The sequence below is a fragment of the Pelagibius marinus genome (assembly GCF_014925385.1).
Classification (GTDB): Bacteria; Pseudomonadota; Alphaproteobacteria; order Kiloniellales; family Kiloniellaceae; genus Pelagibius; species Pelagibius marinus.
In genome coordinates this window covers 26378-47119 of record NZ_JACSDK010000001.1, presented here as the reverse complement: position 1 = coordinate 47119, position 20742 = coordinate 26378, and the positions used below count along the sequence as shown (strand labels likewise).

At 68.5% G+C, this 20742-nt stretch carries 20 protein-coding genes; 16 read left to right on the top strand and 4 right to left on the bottom strand.

What is annotated here, in order from left to right; translation table 11 throughout:
- The first annotated feature begins 192 nt into the window (after window positions 1-192).
- The 4 genes from H7X47_RS00220 to pspC all read left to right on the top strand — a co-directional run bounded on the left by H7X47_RS00220 (window position 193) and on the right by pspC (window position 1885).
- A complete protein-coding gene (locus tag H7X47_RS00220; protein ID WP_193366603.1) occupies window positions 193-366 on the top strand; it encodes a hypothetical protein in 174 nt (57 codons plus the stop codon).
- A gap of 97 nt (window positions 367-463) precedes the next feature.
- Window positions 464-1168 carry a phage shock protein PspA gene (gene pspA / locus H7X47_RS00215; RefSeq protein WP_193366602.1) on the top strand — a complete coding sequence of 235 codons (705 nt, stop codon included), beginning with the start codon at window positions 464-466 and terminating at the stop codon, window positions 1166-1168.
- Window positions 1169-1199: 31 nt separating this feature from the next.
- The gene (gene pspB / locus H7X47_RS00210; RefSeq protein WP_193366601.1) at window positions 1200-1421 is read left to right on the top strand and encodes an envelope stress response membrane protein PspB; all 222 of its coding nucleotides are present in this window, start codon (window positions 1200-1202) and stop codon (window positions 1419-1421) included.
- On the top strand, window positions 1421-1885 hold the full coding sequence (pspC, locus tag H7X47_RS00205; protein WP_193366600.1) for an envelope stress response membrane protein PspC: 465 nt from the start codon (window positions 1421-1423) through the stop codon (window positions 1883-1885). Before pspB ends, pspC begins: the two co-directional genes overlap by 1 nt.
- A 79-nt stretch (window positions 1886-1964) precedes the next feature.
- Here the strand turns inward: pspC and H7X47_RS00200 are convergent, their stop codons facing one another.
- The 3 genes from H7X47_RS00200 to H7X47_RS00190 form a co-directional block, all read right to left on the bottom strand.
- Window positions 1965-2453, bottom strand: a complete 489-nt coding sequence (locus tag H7X47_RS00200) for an ArsI/CadI family heavy metal resistance metalloenzyme (protein WP_193366599.1) — start codon at window positions 2451-2453, stop codon at window positions 1965-1967.
- Window positions 2450-2794 (bottom strand): ArsR/SmtB family transcription factor, encoded by a 345-nt coding sequence (locus tag H7X47_RS00195; RefSeq protein WP_193366598.1) that lies wholly within the window; start codon window positions 2792-2794, stop codon window positions 2450-2452. Before H7X47_RS00195 ends, H7X47_RS00200 begins: the two co-directional genes overlap by 4 nt.
- A gap of 95 nt (window positions 2795-2889) precedes the next feature.
- Complete coding sequence (locus H7X47_RS00190; RefSeq protein ID WP_193366597.1) at window positions 2890-3414, bottom strand: PAS domain-containing protein; 525 nt, start codon at window positions 3412-3414, stop codon at window positions 2890-2892.
- A 243-nt stretch (window positions 3415-3657) separates the two neighbouring features.
- Between H7X47_RS00190 and H7X47_RS00185 the strand changes: the two genes are divergently transcribed.
- From H7X47_RS00185 to H7X47_RS00145, 9 genes are all read left to right on the top strand, one after another.
- Window positions 3658-5967, top strand: coding sequence for an ATP-binding protein (locus H7X47_RS00185; RefSeq protein ID WP_193366596.1), 2310 nt, complete (start codon window positions 3658-3660; stop codon window positions 5965-5967).
- 377 nt (window positions 5968-6344) lie between these two features.
- The gene (locus tag H7X47_RS00180) at window positions 6345-7049 is read left to right on the top strand and encodes a response regulator transcription factor (RefSeq protein ID WP_193366595.1); all 705 of its coding nucleotides are present in this window, start codon (window positions 6345-6347) and stop codon (window positions 7047-7049) included.
- A 26-nt stretch (window positions 7050-7075) separates the two neighbouring features.
- Window positions 7076-8797 carry a sensor histidine kinase gene (locus H7X47_RS00175; protein WP_193366594.1) on the top strand — a complete coding sequence of 574 codons (1722 nt, stop codon included), beginning with the start codon at window positions 7076-7078 and terminating at the stop codon, window positions 8795-8797.
- A gap of 21 nt (window positions 8798-8818) precedes the next feature.
- The gene (gene rapZ / locus H7X47_RS00170) at window positions 8819-10267 is read left to right on the top strand and encodes an RNase adapter RapZ (RefSeq protein WP_193366593.1); all 1449 of its coding nucleotides are present in this window, start codon (window positions 8819-8821) and stop codon (window positions 10265-10267) included.
- Between the two features lie 155 nt (window positions 10268-10422).
- On the top strand, window positions 10423-10830 hold the full coding sequence (locus H7X47_RS00165) for a PTS sugar transporter subunit IIA (protein WP_193366592.1): 408 nt from the start codon (window positions 10423-10425) through the stop codon (window positions 10828-10830).
- A 10-nt stretch (window positions 10831-10840) separates the two neighbouring features.
- A complete protein-coding gene (locus tag H7X47_RS00160) occupies window positions 10841-11170 on the top strand; it encodes an HPr family phosphocarrier protein (RefSeq protein ID WP_193366591.1) in 330 nt (109 codons plus the stop codon).
- Window positions 11157-12938: a phosphoenolpyruvate--protein phosphotransferase gene (gene ptsP, locus H7X47_RS00155; RefSeq protein ID WP_193366590.1), complete on the top strand. Its 1782-nt coding sequence runs from the start codon at window positions 11157-11159 to the stop codon at window positions 12936-12938. Before H7X47_RS00160 ends, ptsP begins: the two co-directional genes overlap by 14 nt.
- A 132-nt stretch (window positions 12939-13070) precedes the next feature.
- Window positions 13071-14471 carry an adenosylhomocysteinase gene (gene ahcY / locus H7X47_RS00150; RefSeq protein ID WP_193366589.1) on the top strand — a complete coding sequence of 467 codons (1401 nt, stop codon included), beginning with the start codon at window positions 13071-13073 and terminating at the stop codon, window positions 14469-14471.
- 219 nt (window positions 14472-14690) lie between these two features.
- Window positions 14691-17066 carry a PAS domain-containing sensor histidine kinase gene (locus H7X47_RS00145; RefSeq protein WP_193366588.1) on the top strand — a complete coding sequence of 792 codons (2376 nt, stop codon included), beginning with the start codon at window positions 14691-14693 and terminating at the stop codon, window positions 17064-17066.
- Window positions 17067-17117: 51 nt separating this feature from the next.
- On the opposite strand, the gene H7X47_RS00140 is transcribed toward H7X47_RS00145, so the two are convergent.
- Entirely contained in the window at window positions 17118-18200 is a 1083-nt protein-coding gene (locus H7X47_RS00140) for an NAD(P)/FAD-dependent oxidoreductase (RefSeq protein ID WP_193366587.1), read from the bottom strand.
- Window positions 18201-18471: 271 nt separating this feature from the next.
- On the opposite strand from H7X47_RS00140, the gene tsaE reads away from it, so the two are divergent.
- From tsaE to H7X47_RS00125, 3 genes are read left to right on the top strand one after another with little or no spacing between them, the layout of a single operon-like run.
- Window positions 18472-18960 (top strand): tRNA (adenosine(37)-N6)-threonylcarbamoyltransferase complex ATPase subunit type 1 TsaE, encoded by a 489-nt coding sequence (gene tsaE, locus H7X47_RS00135; protein WP_193366586.1) that lies wholly within the window; start codon window positions 18472-18474, stop codon window positions 18958-18960.
- Entirely contained in the window at window positions 18960-20009 is a 1050-nt protein-coding gene (locus H7X47_RS00130) for an aminoglycoside phosphotransferase family protein (RefSeq protein WP_193366585.1), read from the top strand. The genes tsaE and H7X47_RS00130 overlap by 1 nt, the downstream gene beginning before the upstream one ends.
- A complete protein-coding gene (locus H7X47_RS00125; RefSeq protein ID WP_193366584.1) occupies window positions 20006-20740 on the top strand; it encodes a nucleotidyltransferase family protein in 735 nt (244 codons plus the stop codon). The genes H7X47_RS00130 and H7X47_RS00125 overlap by 4 nt, the downstream gene beginning before the upstream one ends.
- Window positions 20741-20742 lie beyond the last annotated feature (2 nt).

The window sequence follows — 20742 nt, the reverse complement described above, 5'->3', positions numbered from 1 at the left end:
CAGAAAACACTAAGAAATCGCATTTTCTGTCGCCTTTCGGGGGTGGCCCCCGCCGCCTGTGGCGGCAGAAATGAACGTTGAATCAATTACTTGAGAGAAGCGGCCCGGTCTGGCACGCGGCTTGCCAATAACCAGGTGAAAGGCACCGGATCGTCGGGGCCTCAAGCCACGAGATAGAGAGACAGGGAAGCGATGAGCCGCTGGAACGACACGTCAGACAGCTTTGATTCAGGGCGTAAGGCCGGAGGGAACTCCCGGGACTTCGACCGCTGGGTCGAGCGCACCCGCAGCTACCTGAAGAGCCGCACCGCCGACCACTGGCTGATGTTCGCCGGGGGCCTGCTGATCGGCGCGCTGCTGGGCTGAATACGCAAGACCTGACCCCATGTGACTGCAACGGGCTCTTGTGAAGAGCCGCCGCAACCCCGAGATAACCGAGAGCAAGCGACAAGGATCGAGACCGATGGGTATCTTCTCCCGCCTCACCGACATCATCAATTCCAACCTCAACTCCATCCTCGATCGGGCCGAGGATCCCGAGAAGATCATCCGCCTAGTGATCCAGGAGATGGAGGACACCCTGGTGGAGGTGCGCTCAACGGCCGCCAAGACCATCGCCGAGAAGAAGGAAAGCGCCCGCAAGCTGGGCCGCCTGGAAGATGCGCAGCGGAACTGGGAGGAGAAGGCCGAACTGGCGCTCTCCAAGGGCCGCGAGGATCTGGCCAAGGGCGCCCTGGTGGAGAAGGCCAAGATGGCAGAGGCAGCGGAGCTGCTGAAGGAGGAACTGGAGGAACTCGACGCCATGCTGGCCCAGGGTGAGGCCGACATCGCCAAGCTGGAGAGCAAGCTGCGCGAGGCCAAGGCCAAGCAGCAGGCGCTGACCGCCCGCCACGAGACCGCCTCCTCGCGCCTCAAGGTGCGCCGCAACCTCTATGACGGCCGCGTCGACGAGGCCTTCGCCCGCTTCGAGCAGGTCGAAAAGAAGCTGGACGAGGCCGAGGGCGAGGTGGAAGCCTTCGACCTGGGCCGTGGCAAGTCGCTGGCCGAGGAGATCTCCGAGCTGGCCGCCGAATCCGCCATCGAGGACGAGCTGGCGGCGCTAAAGGCGAAGGTCGCCGCCGGGAAGGCCGGCCCCAAGGCCGCCCCCAAGTCCGCTGACGGTGAGTGAGGCACCGGCCGGTCCCAGGAGTTAGAGTTCTATGGATTACAACGCATTAGGTATCATCTTCCTGGCCGTGGTGGCGCCGATCTGGATCATCGCCCACTACACCACGCGCTGGAAGGCGACCAAGGCGCTGTCGAGTGACGAGGAGCAGCTCCTCGAGGAGCTGTGGAAGAACTCGGAGCGCATGGAGCAGCGCATCAACGCGCTGGAACGTATCCTCGATGCCGAGGTGACCGACTGGAGGAAGCAGCTGTGATGTGTCCGCGCCCCAGCCCCTGCCGCCCGCGCGGCCAAAACCCCCACGCCGAGGGTGGGAGCCGGCCGGGCTGCGGTCCCGGCGCCGGCCCGCGGCCGAGCCGCCTCTACCGCAACACCGAGCGCGGCAAGCTCTTCGGCGTCTGCGCCGGCCTGGCCGACTACTTCGGCGTCAGCGTCTTCGTGGTGCGCATCATCGCGGTCATCGCGCTCTTCATGTTCACCCTGCCGACCCTGGTCTGCTATTTCCTGGCCGCCTTGTTCATCAGCCGGGCGCCCGCGTTCGAGTATCAGTCCGACGCGGAGAAGGAGTTCTGGCGTCAGGTGCGTGTGAAGCCCAGCGAAACCCTGTCGCGCCTGCGCCACCGCTACCGCGAGCAGGAACAGCGCATCCGCAACATGGAAGCCTTCGTCACCTCCTCGGAGGCCAAGCTGCATCGCGCCTTTCGCGACCTCGAGGCCTGAATTCAGCCCTTAACTAATTGAGAAACCGCATTTTGCTGCGCATCGTGGAAATCCATGCTGCGCAGCATTTTTGCGCCCTTCAACCACAGCAGGCCTTGTCGCCGTCGCCGGTCTTTTGCGCGGCGGCCAGCTCGTCGGTGCCGCAGGGCAGGTCGGCGCAGCAGGCCGAGGCGGCAGCCTCCTCGCGCCCGTCCTCGCCGTAGCGGGTGATCTCGCCATGGGAATGGAAGGTCTCCCAGGCGATGCCCTGGGGGTCGTTCACCCAGGCCTTGTCAGAGCGGGCGTAGCAGCAGGCCGCGTCCTTCTGCTCCAGCAGCTCGGCACCGGAGGCGGCGAGCCGCCCGGCGACTTCTGCCAGTTCTTCGGCCTCGTCCACCTGGATGCCCAGATGGTCCAGGCCGGCCGTGCGGGCGCGCTTGGAGATGGCGAAGTTCACCCGCGGATCGTCCAGCGCCCACTTGGCGTAGTCGTCCTTCAGCACGCTGGGCGCCGTCCCGAAGAGGGTGGAATAGAAGCCGACGGACTTGTCCAGGTCGTCGACGCTGATGTGCACGTGCAGGCGCTTCATGCGGGGCTCTCCTCCGGGATTGCTTCCGAGCTTTTGTCTGGGGCGGGGGATTCGCAGCCGCCGCCGCAGCAGTTCTCGGTCAGATAGCCGACCAGCCCGCGCATGGCGGTGAAATCGGCCGCGTAGATCAGCGAGCGTCCGGCGCGCCGGCAGGTGACGAGCTCGGCCCGGCGCAGTTCTTTCAGATGGAACGACAGGGTGGCCGCCGGCAGCCCCAGGCGGGCGCCGATATCGCCGGCCGCCAGACCCGCCGGACCGCGCGCCACCAGCAGGCGGAAGATGTCCAGGCGCGTTTCCTGGGACAGGGCGGCGAGGCCGGTGAGGACGCTTTCTTTTTCCATATTTCCAAAATTATAGAAATATAGGTTCCTGTCAAGAGGCACCTGAAAGCGGCAAAGGATGGGAAGCGGCAAGGAGCCGTAGGCGTTGGCGGGGCTCAGCCCTCGTGGCTGCTGCGCGCCAGGGAGTAGACCATGATCTGCGTCACCGTCTCGTCGTCGTCGGAAAAGGGAACGATGACCGCATGCTCGGCGCGCCAGCGGCCTTCCGGGGAGATGAACTCCGCGTTCTCGTAGAGAAAGCTGCGGCTTTTGCGGATCGTCTCGTAGCAATCGAGCGCGTCTTCCAGGCTGGACCAGAAGAAGCCCTCCTGCACCAGCTTGCCGGTCGGATCATGCCCGCGCAGGTCCACTTCCGCGGTGCCGACGACGCGGTAGCGGTAGATGCCGATCCCCTCGGCGTCGACCCCTTCGACGTCGAGCAGCAGGACGCCGGGGAGCTGCCGCACCACGGCTTCGGGATGGAAATCGGCGCGCCTGGGCATGGCGCGGCCCTGGCGCAGGCTATCCCAGTAATGGAAGAACTCGGCGATCAGCGGCGGGCAGGAGTCCAGGAACTCCCGCGTGGAGCAGCGTTTCAGAATGGTGCCGTCAGGGAGCCGCTGATGTTTCCGTAATGCCATGCTTGCCTTGCTGCGAACCGTGCCGCCAGGCGATCTGCCGCACCACCTAGGGAGGAGCGCTCTAAGCTCCCAGGTTATATTGTTTTGTCAAGCCGGGCAGCGCCGCGCCCGCGGCGGCGCTGAGATTGGGCCAAGCGCGATTCCGCGCCGGTTCCTTAATTCGCCCTTAACCAAGACGATGCTACTCCGCATGGGTGTGAAACTGCGTCCGTCGTCCGACCCAATCTTCGTGCCCGGAATTCCATGATCGAGTTTTCTGTCTCGGCGACCATTTGGGGCTCGCTGATCGGCGCCACGGTGCTCTTTGCGGCGCTGGCCTATCTGCGGGCTATGCCGGGCGCTCCCCCGGGCGTCGGCTATTGGACCGCCGGCTTCGGGCTCTGGGTGGTGCGTCTGGCCGGCTATCTGGTCGGCGGCTATCTGGATCCGGCTCTCCATACCTTCCTCGCGGAAAGCGCGCAGGTCACCGCGTCCCTGCTGCTGATGGCCGGAACCCTGCGCTTTGTCGGCCGCGCGGTCCCGGTGATGACCCTCTGCCACGTGATCGGCGGCGCCGCGGCGTGGGCGGCGCTCACCACCTTCGTCATCGACGACTTCATGCTGCGCAGCATTCCGCTCTATCTCGTCTCCGGCGCGGCGCTGTCTTACGCCGGTCTCTGCCTGCTGCGCTGCCGCCAGAACGAGGCGCTGGCCGCGGGCCGCCTCGTCGGCATAGCCCTCTTCGCCTGGGGGCTGCACAAGCTCGACTTTCCCTGGCTGCGGCCGATCGACTGGTTCGCGCCTTTCGGTTACCTGATCTCCCAGTTGCTCGCCATGCTCAGCGCCGTCGGCCTGCTGCTGCTCACCGCCGGCCAGCAGCGCAGCAAGGCCAAGCAGGCCGAGGAAAAGCACGAACAGAGCCGCGAGCACCTGGCGACCCTCAACCAGCTGCTGCAGATCTCGCTCGGCAACGACTCCCTGGAAGAGCAGCTGTCGCAGGCCCTGGACATCGTCATCGCGGCCCCCTGGCTGTCGGTGGAGCCGCGCGGCGGCATCTTTCTGGCGGAGGACGGGCGGCTGCGCCTGGCGGTGCAGAGCAACCTCGCGCCGGCCCTGCAGTCGATCTGCGACCAAGTGCCCTACGGCCACTGCCTCTGCGGGCGCGCCGCCGTCAGCCAGACCATCGTCCATGCCGCCCATGTGGACGAGCGCCACGACAACCAATACGACGGCATGGCGCCGCACGGCCACTACTCCGTGCCCATCGTCTCAAACGGCGAGACCCTGGGCGTGCTGCTGCTCTGCCTGCCCGACGGGCGTGAGCGCGACGATCCCGAGGTCAACCACCTGCGCGCGGTCGCCGACGTGCTGGCCGGCATGATCGTTCGCAAGGGCGCCGAGGCGGAGCTGCGGGACAGCCGCAGCCGCCTGGTGGAGGCGCAGCGTATTGCCCGCGTCGGCAGCTGGGAAAACGACCTGCGCCAGGGCACCTCGATCTGGTCCGACGAAGAGTTCCGCATTCTCGGCTACGTGCCCGGCGAGACGGAGGCTTCTTACGAGGCCTTTCTCGACAGCGTCCACCCCGACGACAAGGCGGCGGTGAACCGGGCGATGGAGGAGGTCGAGCGGCAGGATCTCTACATCGTTGACCACCGCGTCGTTCATCCGGACGGGACCGTTCGCTACGTCAGCGAAATAGCCGAGGTGGTACGCGACGCGACGGGCGTGCCCCTCAAGCTGATCGGCACCACGCGGGACGTGACCGAAGACAAGGCCGCCGAGATGGCGCTGATGAAGGCCAAGCAGGGCGCCGAGGCGGCGAACCAGGCCAAGTCGGCTTTCCTGGCGACCATGAGCCACGAACTGCGTACCCCCTTGAACGCCATCATCGGCTTCGCCCAGCTGCTGGAGCGCCAGGCCGATGGCCCTGCCAGCCTGCAAAAATTCAAGGAATACATCGGCCATATCCGAGAGAGCGGCGAGCACCTGCTGGCTGTCATCAACGACATCCTGGACCTCTCGCGGGTCGAGGCCGGCCAGTCGGCGCTGAACGAGAGCGCCATCGACACCGCTGCGCTGGTGCTGCGCACGATCAGCCTCATGGAGGCCAAGGCGCGCAGCGGCGGACTGGCCCTGCATCTCGAGATCTGCGACGACCTGCCACTGCTGCACGGCGACGAACGCGCCCTGAAGCAGGTGCTGCTCAACCTGGTGGCCAACGCGCTGAAGTTCACCGAGCCCGGCGGCGAGGTGACGGTGGAACTGCGCCTCACCGGGGAGGAACTGGTGCTGGCGGTGCGCGACAGCGGGATCGGCATCGCCGAGAAGGACCACAAACGCGTCTTTGAGCCCTTCGTGCAGGCCGAAAGCGAACTCAACCGCCGCTACGAGGGCACCGGGCTCGGCCTGCCGCTGGTGAAGTCGCTGGTCGAGCTGCACGGCGGGCGCATCACCCTGGAGAGCGCCCCAGGCAAGGGCACGCTGGTGAACGTCATTTTCCCGGCCGAACGGCTGCTGGCCGCGCCGGCCGCCGTGGCGACCGAAACCCACTCAAAAACACACAAGGCCGGCTGAGGCCGCAATAGCCCCGCCGGGCCCCGTAGCCTTCGAAAATCCCCAGGTAATCCGCCGGTTCCGCCCACTTTCCAGTCGGGGAATCGATCCCTATCTATCCAGAAAATGCCGCAAAATGGCCACAGTCGCTGGCCAGGCTGGCCCGCATTGTGGCTTCCCGCCGGTCCGGCGGCGGGGCCGCGAAAGCGGGGGGAGACCGGCGCTCTGCCGCCGGGCCCACAGGCGGCTTGCCGCGGGCCCCACAGGCGGCTTGCCGCGGGGGCCGGGGTCTGCTTACGTGCCCCGGCGGAGCCGGGCGGGACCGCCGGGTGCCGGGAAAGCGGGCACTTTCCGCCGCGATCTGGTCTAATGAGAGGGGTTCCCAGAATTCTAGGCCCATGCAAGACACCATTGCCCTGGTCGACGACGACCGCAACATCCTGACTTCGGTCTCCATCGCCCTGGAGGCCGAGGGCTTCAAGGTGCGCACCTACAACGACGGCGCCGAGGCGCTGCGCGGGATCTCCGCCAGCCCGGTCGACCTGGCGGTGCTGGACATCAAAATGCCCCGCATGGACGGCATGGAACTGCTGGGCCATCTGCGCAAGGCTTCCAACCTCCCGGTCATCTTCCTGACCTCCAAGGACGACGAGATCGACGAGGTGCTGGGGCTGCGCATGGGGGCCGACGACTACATCACCAAGCCCTTCTCCCAGCGCCTGCTGATCGAACGCATCCGCGCGCTGCTGCGCCGCGAGAAGGGCGGCGAGGAGGACGCGGTCTCCGGCGAGGCGCCGGAGGCGCCCCTGGTGCGCGGCGAGCTGACTCTCGATCCGGCGCGCCACCTCTGCACCTGGAGGGGCGAACGCCTCAACCTCACGGTGACCGAGTTCCTGATTCTGAAGGCCCTGGCCCAGCGTCCCGGGCACGTGAAGAATCGCGACCAGCTGATGGACGCCGCCTACGGCGAATCCGTCTATGTCGACGACCGCACCATCGACAGCCACATCAAGCGGCTGCGCAAGAAGTTCCGCGATGTCGACGACAGCTTCCAGCAGATCGAGACGCTTTACGGTGTCGGCTATCGCTACCGGGAAGCCTAGGGGTCTGATTTGAAGGCCGTCAGACGATGAGCCTCGAAAGCCAGAGCGGCCGCGTGCTGCTACGCCAGAACGGCAAGGCCGGCGGTGCCTCGGGGGCCGCATCGGACAAGTCGTCCGATGCCCCGCGCCTCGCCGAGGGCGCTGCGCCGCGCCCGGCCCGGCGCCGCCCGCGCGGCTGGCGCTCGCCGCTGACCCGGCGCATCCTCACCATCAACGTGCTGGTGCTGCTGATCCCGGTGCTGGGCCTCATGCACCTCGACCAGTACCGCGACAGCCTGATCGCCGCCGAGATCGACTCCCTGCGCATCCAGGCACGCGCCTTCTCGCTGTCGCTGGGCTCCACCGCGGTGGTCGCCACCCAGGTCGGCGACGAGCGCCTGCTGCCGGAGGTGACGCGCAACCTCATGCGCGTACTGCTGGTCGATACCGGCGTGCGCGCGCGCATCTTCGCGCGTTCCGGCGAGATCCTCGCCGACAGCTTCGTGCTCGGCGGGCCCGGCGGGCAGGTGCATATCCAGGCCCTGCCGCCCCAGGGCGAAGGCGGTCTCGGCCTGCTGCGCCGCCTGCTGAACTTCGTCGTCCAATGGATCCCGGGCAAGGACAACTTCCCGATCTATCAGGAAGCGCGGGAGCAGAAGGCCGCGGACTACCGGGAGGTCCTGGGCGCCCTGGGCGGACAGAGCCCCGGCATGGTGCGCGTCGATCGCCAGGGCCGCCTGGTGCTCTCCGTCGCCGTGCCGGTGCAGCGTTACCGCCAGGTGCTGGGCGCGCTGATGCTGTCGAAGGACGGCGCCGTGGTGGACGCGGCGGTGGACGACCGCCGGCGCGACATCCTCATCGTCTGCGGCGTCGCCTTCGGCGTCACCGTGCTGCTGTCGTTCTATCTGGCCGGTACCATCGCGCGGCCGATCCGCCGCCTCGCCCTGGCCGCCGACCAGGTGCGCTCCGGCAAGGGACGGCAGTTCGAGATTCCCGACTTCACCCGGCGCGGCGACGAGATCGGCGACCTTTCCGACGCGCTGCGCGCCATGACCGATGCGCTCTGGGCGCGCCTCGACGCCATCGAGGCTTTCGCCGCAGACGTGGCGCACGAGATCAAGAATCCGCTGACCTCACTGCGCAGCGCGGTGGAAACCGTCGCGCGGGTCGAGGACCCGGAGCAGCAGAAGAAGCTGATGTCGATCATCCTCGACGACGTGCACCGCCTCGACCGCCTGATCAGCGACATCTCCGATGCCTCGCGCCTGGACGCCGAGCTGTCGCGCGCGGAAACGGAGGCGGTCGACGTCGGCGATCTGCTGCGCGCCCTGGTGGCGGTGCAGGAGGCCGTGGAGCGGCAGGGCGCGCCGCGCTTCGCGCTCGACGTGCTCGACCACCAGGACCTCTCGGTGCCCGGTATCGAAGGGCGCCTCGGCCAGGTCTTCCGCAATCTCATCAGCAACGCCGTCACCTTCTCGCCGCCGGGCGGCACCATCCGCCTCGCGGCCCAGCGCCAGGGCGACGAAGTCGTGGTGTCGATCTCCGACGAGGGCCCGGGCATTCCCGAGGCAAAGCTGGAGGCGGTGTTCCAGCGCTTCTATACCGAGCGGCCGGCGGGCGAGAAGTTCGGCACCCATTCCGGACTTGGTCTTTCCATCTCCCAGCAGATCGTCGAGGCCCACGGCGGCACCATCAAGGCGGAGAACCGCCACGGCCCCGACGGCGAGGTCTGCGGCGCCTGCTTCGTCGTGCGCCTGCCGGCCGACTAGGCCCGGGGCGTGGAGCAGGGCATGGCAGAGGCAGGCGCCGCCGAGTTGATCCACGCCACCGCCGTGGCTATCGCCGACCCCGCGCTGGGGCCTTGGGCGGTGCTGCTGCGCGGCCCTTCGGGGGCCGGCAAGTCCGACCTGGCGCTGCGCATGATCGACCGCGGCGCGGTTCTCGTCAGCGACGACCAGACCCGCCTGCAGGTCCGCGAGGGGCGCCTGCTGGCGGCGCCGCCCGAGACCATCGCCGGCAAGCTGGAGGTGCGCGGCCTGGGCATCGTCGAGCAGCCCTACCGTCAAGGCATTCCCGTCGCCCTGGTGGCCGACCTCAAGCCGGCGGCGCGGATCGAGCGTCTGCCGGCCGAGGATCACGAAACCATTGCGGGTGTATGCCTCCAGCGCATCGATCTCGATCCGGCGCAGATTTCCGCGCCGGAGAAGCTGCACCTTGCCTTGCGCCGCGCCGCGACGCTTATAATGCGCGCCGCAACGGGGGAGGCCTCCCGGCTTGGTGGGAAGATGAGCGACGACATCCTGACAGAGGGCGCGGCCGAGTCGGCGGCGCAGCCGGAGACGGCGCCGGATTCCTCCGCTGGGCGCACGCGCCTGGTGCTGGTCACCGGCATGTCGGGGGCCGGCCGCTCGACGGCGCTGCGCGTTTTGGAGGACGAGGGCTACGAGGCCATCGACAACCTGCCGCTCAGCCTGCTCGAAGTGGTGGTGAACGAGGTCGGCCTGCAGCGCCCCATCGCCATCGGCGTCGACATCCGTACCCGCGACTTCGCGGTGGGCCCGGTGCTGGAACAGCTCGACCGCCTGACAGCCAATCCGCGCTTCGCCATCACCCTGCTGTTCGTGGACTGCGAGGACGAGGTGCTGGGCCGGCGCTTCACCGAGACGCGGCGACGCCATCCGCTGGCCCAGGGCCGCCCGGTGGCCGACGGCATCGCGGCGGAGCGCCGCCTGGTGGCGCCCTTGCGCGAGCGCGCCGACCTGATGATTGATTCCTCCTATCTGACGCCGGCCGACTTCCGCCAGCAGCTGCTCGGGCGCTTCGGCCTGGCCGCCACGCTGGGCATGTCGGTCTTCGTCACCTCCTTTTCTTTCCGCCAGGGCCTGCCGCGCGAGGCCGATCTGGTCTTCGACGTGCGTTTCCTGGCCAACCCTCACTACGACCCGGAGCTGAAGCCGCTGAGCGGCCAGGACGCCGCCGTCGGCGCCTACGTGGAGCGCGATTCCGGCTTCGCGCCCTTCTTCACGCAGCTGACGGCCATGCTGGAGGGGCTGCTGCCGCGCTACGAGCGCGAGGGGAAGAGCTATCTGACCTTCGCCGGGCGCTGCCCGGGCGGGCGCCACCGCCCGGCCTTCGTGGCCGGCCGCCTGGCCGCCTGGTTGGGCGCCGGCGGCCGCCAGGTGCACCTGGCGCACCGCGACATCGCACGCGAGCCGGCCCGTGCGGCGGGCCCCCAGTGAGGCCGGGGTGAGGGTGGGGCCAAGGCCTTGAGCTTGCGGGTGGGGGAGTTGACCCGGGGCCGCGATTGGGCCCTTATCATGGCCGGAGAACAAGCAAGACCAGCGTATCCCCGGCGGAAAGCCGGGGATTTGCACTGGCGGGCAGGGAGTTTGGGATGATCGGTCTCGTCTTGGTAACCCACGGGCGGCTCGCCGTAGAGTTCGTCCAGGCTCTGGAGCACGTCGTCGGGCCGCAGGAGAACGTGACGGCGATCTGCATCGGACCGGAAGACGACATGGAGCAGCGCCGCCAGGACATCATCGACGCGGTGGAGAAGGCCGATGAAGGTGACGGGGTGGTGCTGCTGACAGACATGTTCGGCGGTACGCCCTCGAACCTGGCGATCTCCGTGCTCGACAAGGGCCAGGTCGAGGTCATCGCCGGCATCAACCTGCCCATGCTGATCAAGCTTACGGGGCTGCGCAGCAGCGCCTCCCTGGCCGAGGCGGTCACCCAGGCCCAGCTCGCCGGCCGCAAGTACATCAACGTGGCCTCGCAGCTGCTCGACGCGGACAAGGAATGAAGGGCTGGGAATGACCGGAAAGCTGGAAGATGCGGCAGCCGACGCGGCCGCGCAGGCGGAGGCGCAGGATGCCGTGCAGCGGCGCCTGACCATCTGCAACCAGAAAGGCCTGCACGCCCGCGCCGCCGCCAAGTTCGTGAAGCTGGCCGAGAGCTTCGATGCCCAGATCACCGTGGTCAAGGGCGACACGAGGGTCTCCGGCTGTTCGATCATGGGTCTCATGATGCTGGCCGCCGGGCCGGGCTGTGAGATCGACGTGGAGGCCTCCGGCCCCGGCGCAGAGAATGCGGTGGAGGCGCTGGCGAAGCTGGTCGCCGGCAAGTTCGATGAAGACGGATAAGAAGAGCAAGAAGCGTAGGGAGGAACTGATACTCGAAGGCCTCGGCGTCGCCCCCGGCGTGGCCATCGGGCCCGCGCACGTGCGCGAGGCCGGTGACCTGCAGGTTCCCGAGTACCAGATCCCCGCCGGGCGCGTGAAGGCCGAGAAGGTGCGCCTGGGCGAGGCCATCGACAAGGCGCTGCGCCAGGTCGGCAAGCTGAAGGCAAAAGCGCTGGGCATCCACGGCCTGGCCGCCGAGGAACTGGGCTACCTCCTGGAAGCGCACGGGCAGATGCTGAACTCCAGCCGCCTGGTCGGCGGCATCGAGCGGCGTATCGACAGCGACCGGCGCAACGCCGAGGCCGCGGTCATGGCGGAGATTTCCGCGATCGCCCAGGAATTCGAGGCCATGGAGGACAGCTATCTCAGCGCCCGCGCCGAGGACGTGCGCGAGGTAGGCCACCGCATCCTGCGCTGTCTCACCGACGAGGCCTACCACGGTTTCGGCGGCCTGGAGAAAGGCAGCATCGTCATCGCCGAGGAGATCTCGCCCGCCGACACGGCCCTGATGGACCCGCGGCAGATCGGCGGCTTCGCCTGCGTGCTGGGCGGCGCCGAGGGCCACACGGCGATCATGGCGCGTTCGCTGGGCATGCCGGCGGTGGTCGGCGTGCCGGACCTGCTGCCGACCGTGCGCAGCGGCGACCAGCTTATCATCGACGGCACCAACGGCCTGATCATCGTCAATCCGACGGCCCGCCGGCTGGCCGGCTATGAGCGGCGTCTGAAGGACATCGCGCGCGAGGCCCGGTCGCTGGCCCGCCTGCGCGACGTGCCGGCGGAGACCCGCGACGGCCAGCGCGTCACCCTGCAGGTCAACATGGAGCTGCCGCGCGAACTGGAGCAGACCGTCGAGACCGGGGCCGAGGGCGTCGGCCTGCTGCGCACCGAGTTCATGTACATGAACCGCGCCGACCTGCCCGGCGAGGAGGAGCAGTACCAAGCCCTGGCGCAGATCGTAAAGGCCATGCGGGGCCGCCCGGTCACGGTGCGTACTCTCGACGTGGGCGGCGAGAAGCTGGCCTCCTCCCTCGGCGAGCACCTGGGCGAGGCCGCCAATCCGGCGCTGGGCCTGCGCGCCATCCGGCTGTCGTTGAAGGAGCCCAAGCTGCTGCGCCCGCAGCTGGCCGCCATGCTGCGCGCCGGCGCCCACGGCCCCTTGCGCATCCTGCTGCCGATGATCACCACCCCGGGTGAGATCCGGGCCGTGCGCAAGGAGCTGGACAAGACCGCCCGGCGCCTCTCCCGGCGCGGCGTCGCCATCGCCGACCCCCTGCCGCCGGTGGGCGCGATGATCGAGGTGCCGGGCGCCGCCCTGGCCGCCGATTCCCTGGCCCAGTCGGCGGATTTCTTCGCCATCGGCACCAACGACCTGACCATGTACACCCTGGCCATCGACCGCGGCGAGGAGCAGGTCGCCCACCTTTTCAATCCCCTGCATCCGGCGGTCCTGCGGCTCATCCAGTTCACCGTGGAGGCGGCGCTGCGGGCGCGCATTCCGGTCTCGGTCTGCGGCGAGATCGCCGGCGACCCGCGCTTTACCGCCCTGCTGGTGGGACTGGGGGTGCGTGAACTGTCGATGACCGCCAAAGCCATCCCCCGGGTCAAGAGCCGCATCCTCTCCATCGACATGCACGCCGCCGGCCGCCGGGCCATGATGATCATGGAGCAGGTCGACAGCGGGCGCATCGCCGCCCTGCTAGACGATTTCAACGAAATGGCGAATTAAGCGGCATCTCTTCCTCTCCGCACGGCCTTGCGGCTTGGCGCGCGGGCTGATACATGAGCCGCTCTATTCTTGACGCGGCGGGACCGGCACCGAGCCGGTGAGGTGGCCGCACCCGGATGTAGGAAGGACAGCATGGCCGAATTCACCGATTACGTGGTGGCGGATATCTCCCTGGCCGATTGGGGCCGCAAGGAACTGGACATCGCAGAGACGGAGATGCCGGGCCTCATGGCGCTGCGCGAGGAATTCGGTGAGTCGCAGCCCCTGAAGGGCGCGCGCATTGCCGGCTCGCTGCACATGACGATCCAGACCGCCTGCCTGATCGAGACCCTGCAGGCGCTGGGCGCCGAGGTCCGCTGGGCCTCGTGCAACGTCTTTTCGACCCAGGACCACGCCGCCGCGGCCATCGCCGCCACCGGGACTCCGGTTTTCGCCTTCAAGGGCGAGAGCCTGACGGAGTACTGGGACTTCACCCACCGCATCTTCGAATGGCACGACGGCGGCACGCCGAACATGATCCTCGACGACGGCGGCGACGCAACCCTGCTGATCCACCTGGGCATGAAGGCGGAAAAGGACCTCTCTGTGGTCGCCAACCCGACCAACGAGGAGGAGGAAGCCCTCTTCGCCGCCATCAAGAAGCGCGTCGCCGAGAAGCCCGGCTGGTATTCCGAGCTCGGCAAGGCGATCCGCGGCGTCACCGAGGAGACCACCACCGGCGTTCACCGCCTCTACGAGATGCAGAAGGCCGGCACCCTGCTGTTCCCGGCCATCAACGTGAACGACTCAGTGACCAAGTCGAAGTTCGACAACAAGTACGGCTGCCGCGAGAGCCTGGTGGACGCCATCCGTCGCGGCACCGACGTGATGATGGCCGGCAAGGTCGCCACGGTCGCCGGCTTCGGCGACGTCGGCAAGGGCTCCGCGGAATCCCTGCGCAGCGCCGGCTGCCGCGTGCTGGTGACCGAGGCCGACCCGATCTGCGCCCTGCAGGCCGCCATGGAAGGCTACGAGGTGGTGACCATGGAGGAGGCGGCTCCGCAGGCCGACATCTTCGTCACTGCCACCGGCAACGTCGACGTCATCACCGTCGACCACATGCGCGCCATGAAAGACCGGGCCATCGTCTGCAACATCGGCCACTTCGATTCCGAGATCCAGGTGGGCGCGCTCAGGAACTTCAAGTGGGACAACATCAAGCCGCAGGTCGACCAGATCGAGTTCCCCGACGGCAAGAAGATCATCCTGCTGGCCGAAGGGCGCCTGGTGAACCTGGGCGTGGCCACCGGCCATCCGAGCTTCGTCATGAGCGCCTCCTTCACCAACCAGGTGCTGGCGCAGATGGAGCTCTGGGCCAGCGCCGAGAAGTACGGCAAGACCGTCGCCGTGCTGCCCAAGCACCTGGACGAGAAGGTGGCGGCCCTGCACCTCGAAAAGGTCGGCGCCCAGCTCACCCAGCTCAGCCAGAAGCAGGCCGACTACATCGGCGTCACCGTCGAGGGTCCCTTCAAGCCCGAACACTACCGCTACTGATGCCTGCGGCGGCGCCGGGCCCCTTCCGGCGCCGTGACAGCCTTGCTTGCCGCCTTCGCGGCTTCAGCTTAGACTCCCATGCCGTGAGAGGGGCCTCGACAGAGCGCCGGTCCGGCCGGCGGGGCAGCGGCGCGGCGGTCTTCGCAACAGCAGCGGGGACGGTCGCCGGCCATTTGGCATGCCACGCAGACCATCGGGCCCGGCGCCGCGGAGGACCGGATGCTTGAGGCAGGCGGGCTCGTCTGGCCCTTGCTTCTCCTTGTTGCCCTCGTCGCCCTGGTCTTCTGCGTCCGGGCCGCCCTCACCGCACGCAAAGCCCTGGAAGCCAGCGAGGCCCAGACCCTGGCCGCGGAAGGCCGCGCCAAGGCCCTGACCCACCCCCTGCGCGCCGCGCCGGGGCCGCAGATCGCGGCCGGCGCCGGCACCGCGCCGCCCGCCGCCCCGGCGGCCGCCGAGTTGCTGGGCCTGCCGGCCGAGGCGCCGATCGGCGAAAGCCAGCTTCTCGATGCCCTCGACGCCGGCGCCCGGGCGCGGGTCGAGCCGGCGCTGCAGGAGCTGCACAGCGCCGGCACGGCCTTCGACGCGGAAGCACGCTTGAAGGACGGCAGCCGCCTGCTGGTGCTACGCGGGCGCCGCCCGGCCGGCGGCACGGGGGCGGTGTGGCTGGAGGACCGCTCGGTGGCGGCGCGCCGCGAGGCCGCGCTGAAGGCCGAGGCCAAGCACCTTCGCGCGGTGATCGACTGCCTGCCCATGGCCCTTTGGCTGCGCGACGGCACGGGCAAGCTGACCGACTGCAACCGCTTCTACGCCCAGGCCGTAGACGCCGAGGTGGAGACGGTCCTGAAGGACGGCGCCGAGCTGCTGGGCCGCGCCAAGGCCGCGGCGGCCCAGGCCCTGGCGGCCCAGGCACGCGAGAAGGGCGAGCCCTGCAGCGACAGCCACCATGTGGTCATGGGCGGCGAGCGCCATCTGCTGGAGGTCTTCGAGCTGCCCTTTGGCAAGGGCGAGACACTGGGCCTGGCCTTCGACCGCACTCAGCTGGAGGAGGTTCAGGCGGAGCTCGGCCGACACATCCGCGTGCAGTCGGAGATGCTGGAGAACCTCTCCACCGCCATCGCTATCTACGGGCGCGACCTGCACCTGATGTTCTTCAACACCGCCTACGCGCGGCTGTGGGAGCTGGAGGAGGATTTCCTGCAGTCGCAGCCGCACCTGGGCGACGTGCTGGAGGCGCTGCGCGAGCGCCGGCGCTTCCCGGAGTTCCCCAACTTCCCGGCCTACAAGCGCGAGGTGCTGCAGAAGTACGCGACCCTCATCGCCCAGGAAGAGGAGCTGGTGCACCTGCCCGACGGCAGCACCCTGCGCATGGTGGTCACGCCGCATCCCTTCGGCGGCATCCTGCTGTCCTACGAGGACGTGACCGATCGCCTGGCGCTGGAGCGCAGCTACAACACCCTGACCGAGGTGCAGCGCGAGACCATCGACAATCTCTACGAAGGCGTCGCGGTCTACGGCGCCGACGGCCGCCTGAAGCTCTTCAATCCAGGGCTCTGCGAGATGTGGCATCTGGATGTGGAGTTCCTGCGCGGCGAGCCGCATGTGCGCGACGTCCTGGTCAAGGCGCGCAGCCTGTTCGACATCGCCGATGAAGACTGGCCGGCCTATGCCGAGCAGATCATTACCCGCACCACCGATCCCGATACGCGCAGCGGCCGCATTGAACGCAGTGACGGCTCCGCCATCGACTGGGCGCAGGTGCCGCTGCCCGACGGCGGCGTGCTGTTCAGCTATGTCGACGTGACCGACACCCTGCGCGTCGAGCGCGCCCTCATCGAGCGCAACGAGGCGCTGGAGACCGCCGACCGCCTGAAGTCGGAGTTCATCGCCAACATCTCCTACGAATTGCGCACGCCGCTGAACGCCATCATCGGCTTCGCCGAGGTGCTGGAGAACCAGTTCTTCGGCGAGCTGAACGAGCGCCAGCTCGAGTACAGCCACGCCATCGTGCAGTCCTCGCAGCAGCTCATCGCGCTGATCAACGACATCCTCGACCTGGCCTCCATCGAGGCCGGCTACCTGCAGCTCGACCTGCAGCCGACCGACATTCACTCCCTGCTGGAATCGATCTTCACCCTGGGCCGCGAGCGCGCGCACAGCCGCAACATCGAGCTGAAGCTGGTCTGCGACGAAGAGGCCGGCGAGCTGCTGGCCGACGGACGGCGCCTGCGCCAGGCCCTCTTCAACCTGCTGTCCAACGCCTTGAAGTTCACCAAGGAAGGCGGCGTGGTGACGATCGCCGCCAAGCGCCTGCCCGAGGAAGTGCTGCTGGAGGTCTCCGACACCGGCATCGGCATCCCGGAGGAGGACCGCGAGCGGGTCTTCGGCAAGTTCGAGCGCGGCTCCCTGGAGACGCGCCACAGCGGCGCCGGCCTCGGTCTCTCGCTGGTGAAGAGCCTCATCGAGCTGCACGGCGGCCGGGTGGAGCTGGAATCCCGCGTCGGCGGCGGCACCCAGGTGATCTGCCACGTGCCGTTGGGCCAGATGCCACTGGACAGCGGCGACGAAGACGCCGTCGACCGCGACGTGGCGGAGTAGGCGCCGCTGGAGCAACCCGCCTCCAGGTGGACGCGGACAAGTTGCTCTGATCTAGCCCGCCGCCGTCTCGCCCGCCGGCACGCCCTTTGTGGTGGAGTATTCCCAGTGCAGCGCCTCGCCCGGGTAGACCAGCGGGCGGATGGCGTGGGCGGCCATGGCCGCCTCGGAAAAACCGGTGAGGATCAGCTTCAGCTTGCCCTGGTAGTGGGCGATGTCGCCGATGGCGAAGATGCCTGCGGCGCTGGTCTCGCTGGTCGCCGGATTGACGGTGATGTGATGATGGTCGAGCTGCAGGCCCCAGTCGGCGATCGGCCCCAGGTTCATGGAGAGGCCGAAGAAGGGCAGCAGGCTGTCGGCCGCGATCAGTTTGCGCACGCCGGTCATGTCGGCCACCACGACACCGCTCAGTTGCCGCCCGTCGCCTTCCAGCGCGGCGAGCTGATAGGGGATCACCAGCTCGATCTTGCCGCTCTCGGCCAGGCGGTGCAGGCGCTCGACGCTCTCCGGGGCGGCGCGGAACTTGGGCCGCCGGTGCACCACGTAGACCTTCTCGGCCAGTTCGGCCAGGGAGATCGCCCAGTCGACGGCGGAGTCGCCACCGCCGGCGATGACCACGCGGCGGCCGCGAAAGGCCTCGCGGCGCTGCACCAGGTAGTGGACGGAGGTGCCTTCGTAATCCTCGATGCCGGCCAGCGGCGGCCGGTTGGGGCCGAAGGCGCCGCAGCCGGCGGCGATGACGACGGCGGCGGCGTCGATCTGCGCGCCGGTCGAGGTGGTCAGTCGCCAGCGGCCTCCACCCTCTTGATGGGCCTCCTGGCGCTCCAGCCCGGTCACCTGCTGACCCAGGTGGTAGACCGGCTCGAAGGGCGCGGCCTGCTCGGCCAGGCGGTCGACCAGTTCCTGGGCCATGACCTGCGGGTAGCCGGGAATGTCGTAGATCGGCTTTTCCGGGTAGAGCGCCGCGCACTGGCCGCCGATCACCTCCAGGGTGTCGATGACCCGGCAGCGCATCTTCAGCATGCCGCATTCGAAGACGGCGAAGAGCCCCACCGGGCCGGCGCCGATGATCGCCACATCCGTCGTCAGGGGGTCCTGGGTGGAGGGGGGGGCGGATGAGAGGGTCTGATCCGGCAAGAAGCTTCTCCCTTGCGGGCCGCGGCCGGGCCCTTGTTTCCTAAGAGTTTCTCGCGCCCCGCGCGGCCGGGGAAGGGTCAAGGCGCGCCCTCCATGAAGGCGCTGGGATTGCAGGGCTTAACATGGCGGGCGAGGCTGTCCAATACAAGCCGGGCTGCGGCCGCCCGCGGCCGTTTTGCGGCCCGGCCGCCCGGCCGGGCGCGCGCCCGCGACAGTTGCCGCAGCCCTGGTCGCCCGGTAAAACAGCCCGCAGATGATGACAGCGACTCCCATGCCTTCAGCCAGCGCTCTGCCCCTTCGTCTGCCGCTGCCCGACCTCGAAGCGACCGAGCGGCTGGGCCGCGCCCTGGCGGCGATCCTGCGGCCCGGCGACGTGGTGGCCCTCTACGGTGATCTCGGCGCCGGCAAGACGGCGCTGGCCCGCGCCCTGATCCGCGCCCTGCCGGGCCCGGAAGGCGCGGCGGAAGAGGAGGTGCCGAGCCCGACCTTCACCCTGGTGCAGGTCTACGAGCGCGACCCGGCGCCGGTCTGGCATTTCGACCTCTATCGCATCGAGGACCCGGCGGAGGTCCACGAGCTGGGCCTTTCCGAAGCGCTGGGCGAGGGCATCACCCTCATCGAGTGGCCCGAACGCCTGGGCGGCCTGCTGCCGGCCGAGGCGCTTTCGCTCACCCTGAGCTACGGCGATGAGGGCGCGCGCGCGGCGTGCCTGGACGGTGCCGGCGACTGGCCCCAACGTCTGGCGGAGTTGCGGAGCTGATGGCGGATCGTGAGGCACTGCTGCAGCGCTTTCTGGAGTCGGCCGGCTGGGGCGCTGCCGAGCGCCGGGTGCTGGCGGCCGACGCCTCCTTCCGGCGCTACGACCGCCTGACCTGGGACGGCAAGAGGGCGGTGCTGATGGACGCGCCGCCGCCGCAGGAGAACGTCGACATCTTCGACTTCCTCGCCGGCTGCCTGGACGAGATCGGTCTCAGCGCGCCGCAGACGCTGGCCATCGACCGCGAGGCCGGCTTCCTGCTGCTGGAGGATTTCGGCGACACCACCTTCACCCGCGCCCTGGCCGAAGGCGCCGACGAGGCGGAGCTCTACCGCCTGGCGACGGACACCCTGGTCGCCCTGCATCACGGCTGGTGGGTGGAGTCCCCGAAGATCCCGCCTTACGACGAGGAAAAGCTGCTGACCGAGGCGGCCCTGCTGGTCGACTGGTTCCTGCCGGCCATGACCGGGCGGGAGACGCCGGCAGCGCAGCGCGAGTCCTACCTGGCGGCCTGGCGCGAGGTCCTGCCGGCCATGCTGCCCCCTGCAGACCAGGTGCCGCACAAACTGGTGCTGCGCGACTACCACGTCGACAACCTCATGGTCCTGGAAGGCCGCGAGGGAGTCGCGCGCTGCGGCCTGCTGGATTTCCAGGACGGTGTCATCGGCCCCATCAGCTACGACCTCGTCTCCCTGCTGGAGGATGCGCGCCGCGACGTTTCCGAGGCGGTGGTGACCGAGATGCTGGAGCGCTATCACGCCGGCATGCGCAACGAGATCGACCGCTGGGCCTTCACCGCCTCCTATTACGCCCTCGGCGCGCAGCGCAACGCCAAGATCATCGGAATCTTCACGCGCCTGTCGCGCCGCGACGGCAAGCACGGCTACCTGCAGCACATCCCGCGTGTCTGGCGCCTGCTGGAAGGCGACCTGCGGCAGCCGGTTCTGGCGCCGGTGAAAGACTGGTTCGACCGCGAGGCTCCCGCCGCGCTGCGCGGCGTTCCCGCAAGGCCCCATGAAGATCCCGATACGCAAGAGGAAACGAAGGTATGACCGATACCCCCAAGACCGCCATGGTTCTCGCGGCGGGCCTCGGTCAACGTATGCGCCCGATTACCGACAGCCTGCCCAAGCCGCTGGTCCAGGTGCGCGGCCGGGCGATGCTGGACACCATCCTCGACCGCCTCGAGGACGCGGGCATCACCAAAGTGGTCGTGAACCTGCATTATCTCGGCGAGATGATCGAAGCGCATCTGAAGGGCCGCAGCGGCCCGCAGATCGTGTTCTCCGAAGAGGAAGACCTGCTGGAGACCGGCGGCGGTGTGACCAAGGCCCTGCCGCTGCTGGGCGAAGATCCCTTCTTCGTCCTGAACGGCGACGTCTGCTGGCTCGATGGCCTGACCCCGGCGCTGCGACGCCTCGCCTTGGCCTGGGACGAAAAGGAGATGGACGCGCTTCTGCTGCTGCATCCGACCGTCAGCGCCTTCGGCTACGAAGGCATCGGCGACTATCTCATGGACCCGTCGGGCCGCCTGCGCCGCCGTCAGGAGCGCCAGATCGCGCCCTTTATCCATGCCGGCATCCAGATCCTGCACCCGCGCCTCTTCGCGGGCGCGCCCGCCGGTTCCTTCTCGCTCAACAAGCTCTACGACAAGGCGCAGGAGGCCGAGCGCCTCTGGGGCCTGCGCCACGACGGCGAGTGGTATCACGTCGGCACGCCGGAGGAACTGCGCGCGGTCGAGGATGCCCTGCACTATCTCGCCGAGTCCTCGGGCCAGAGATAGCG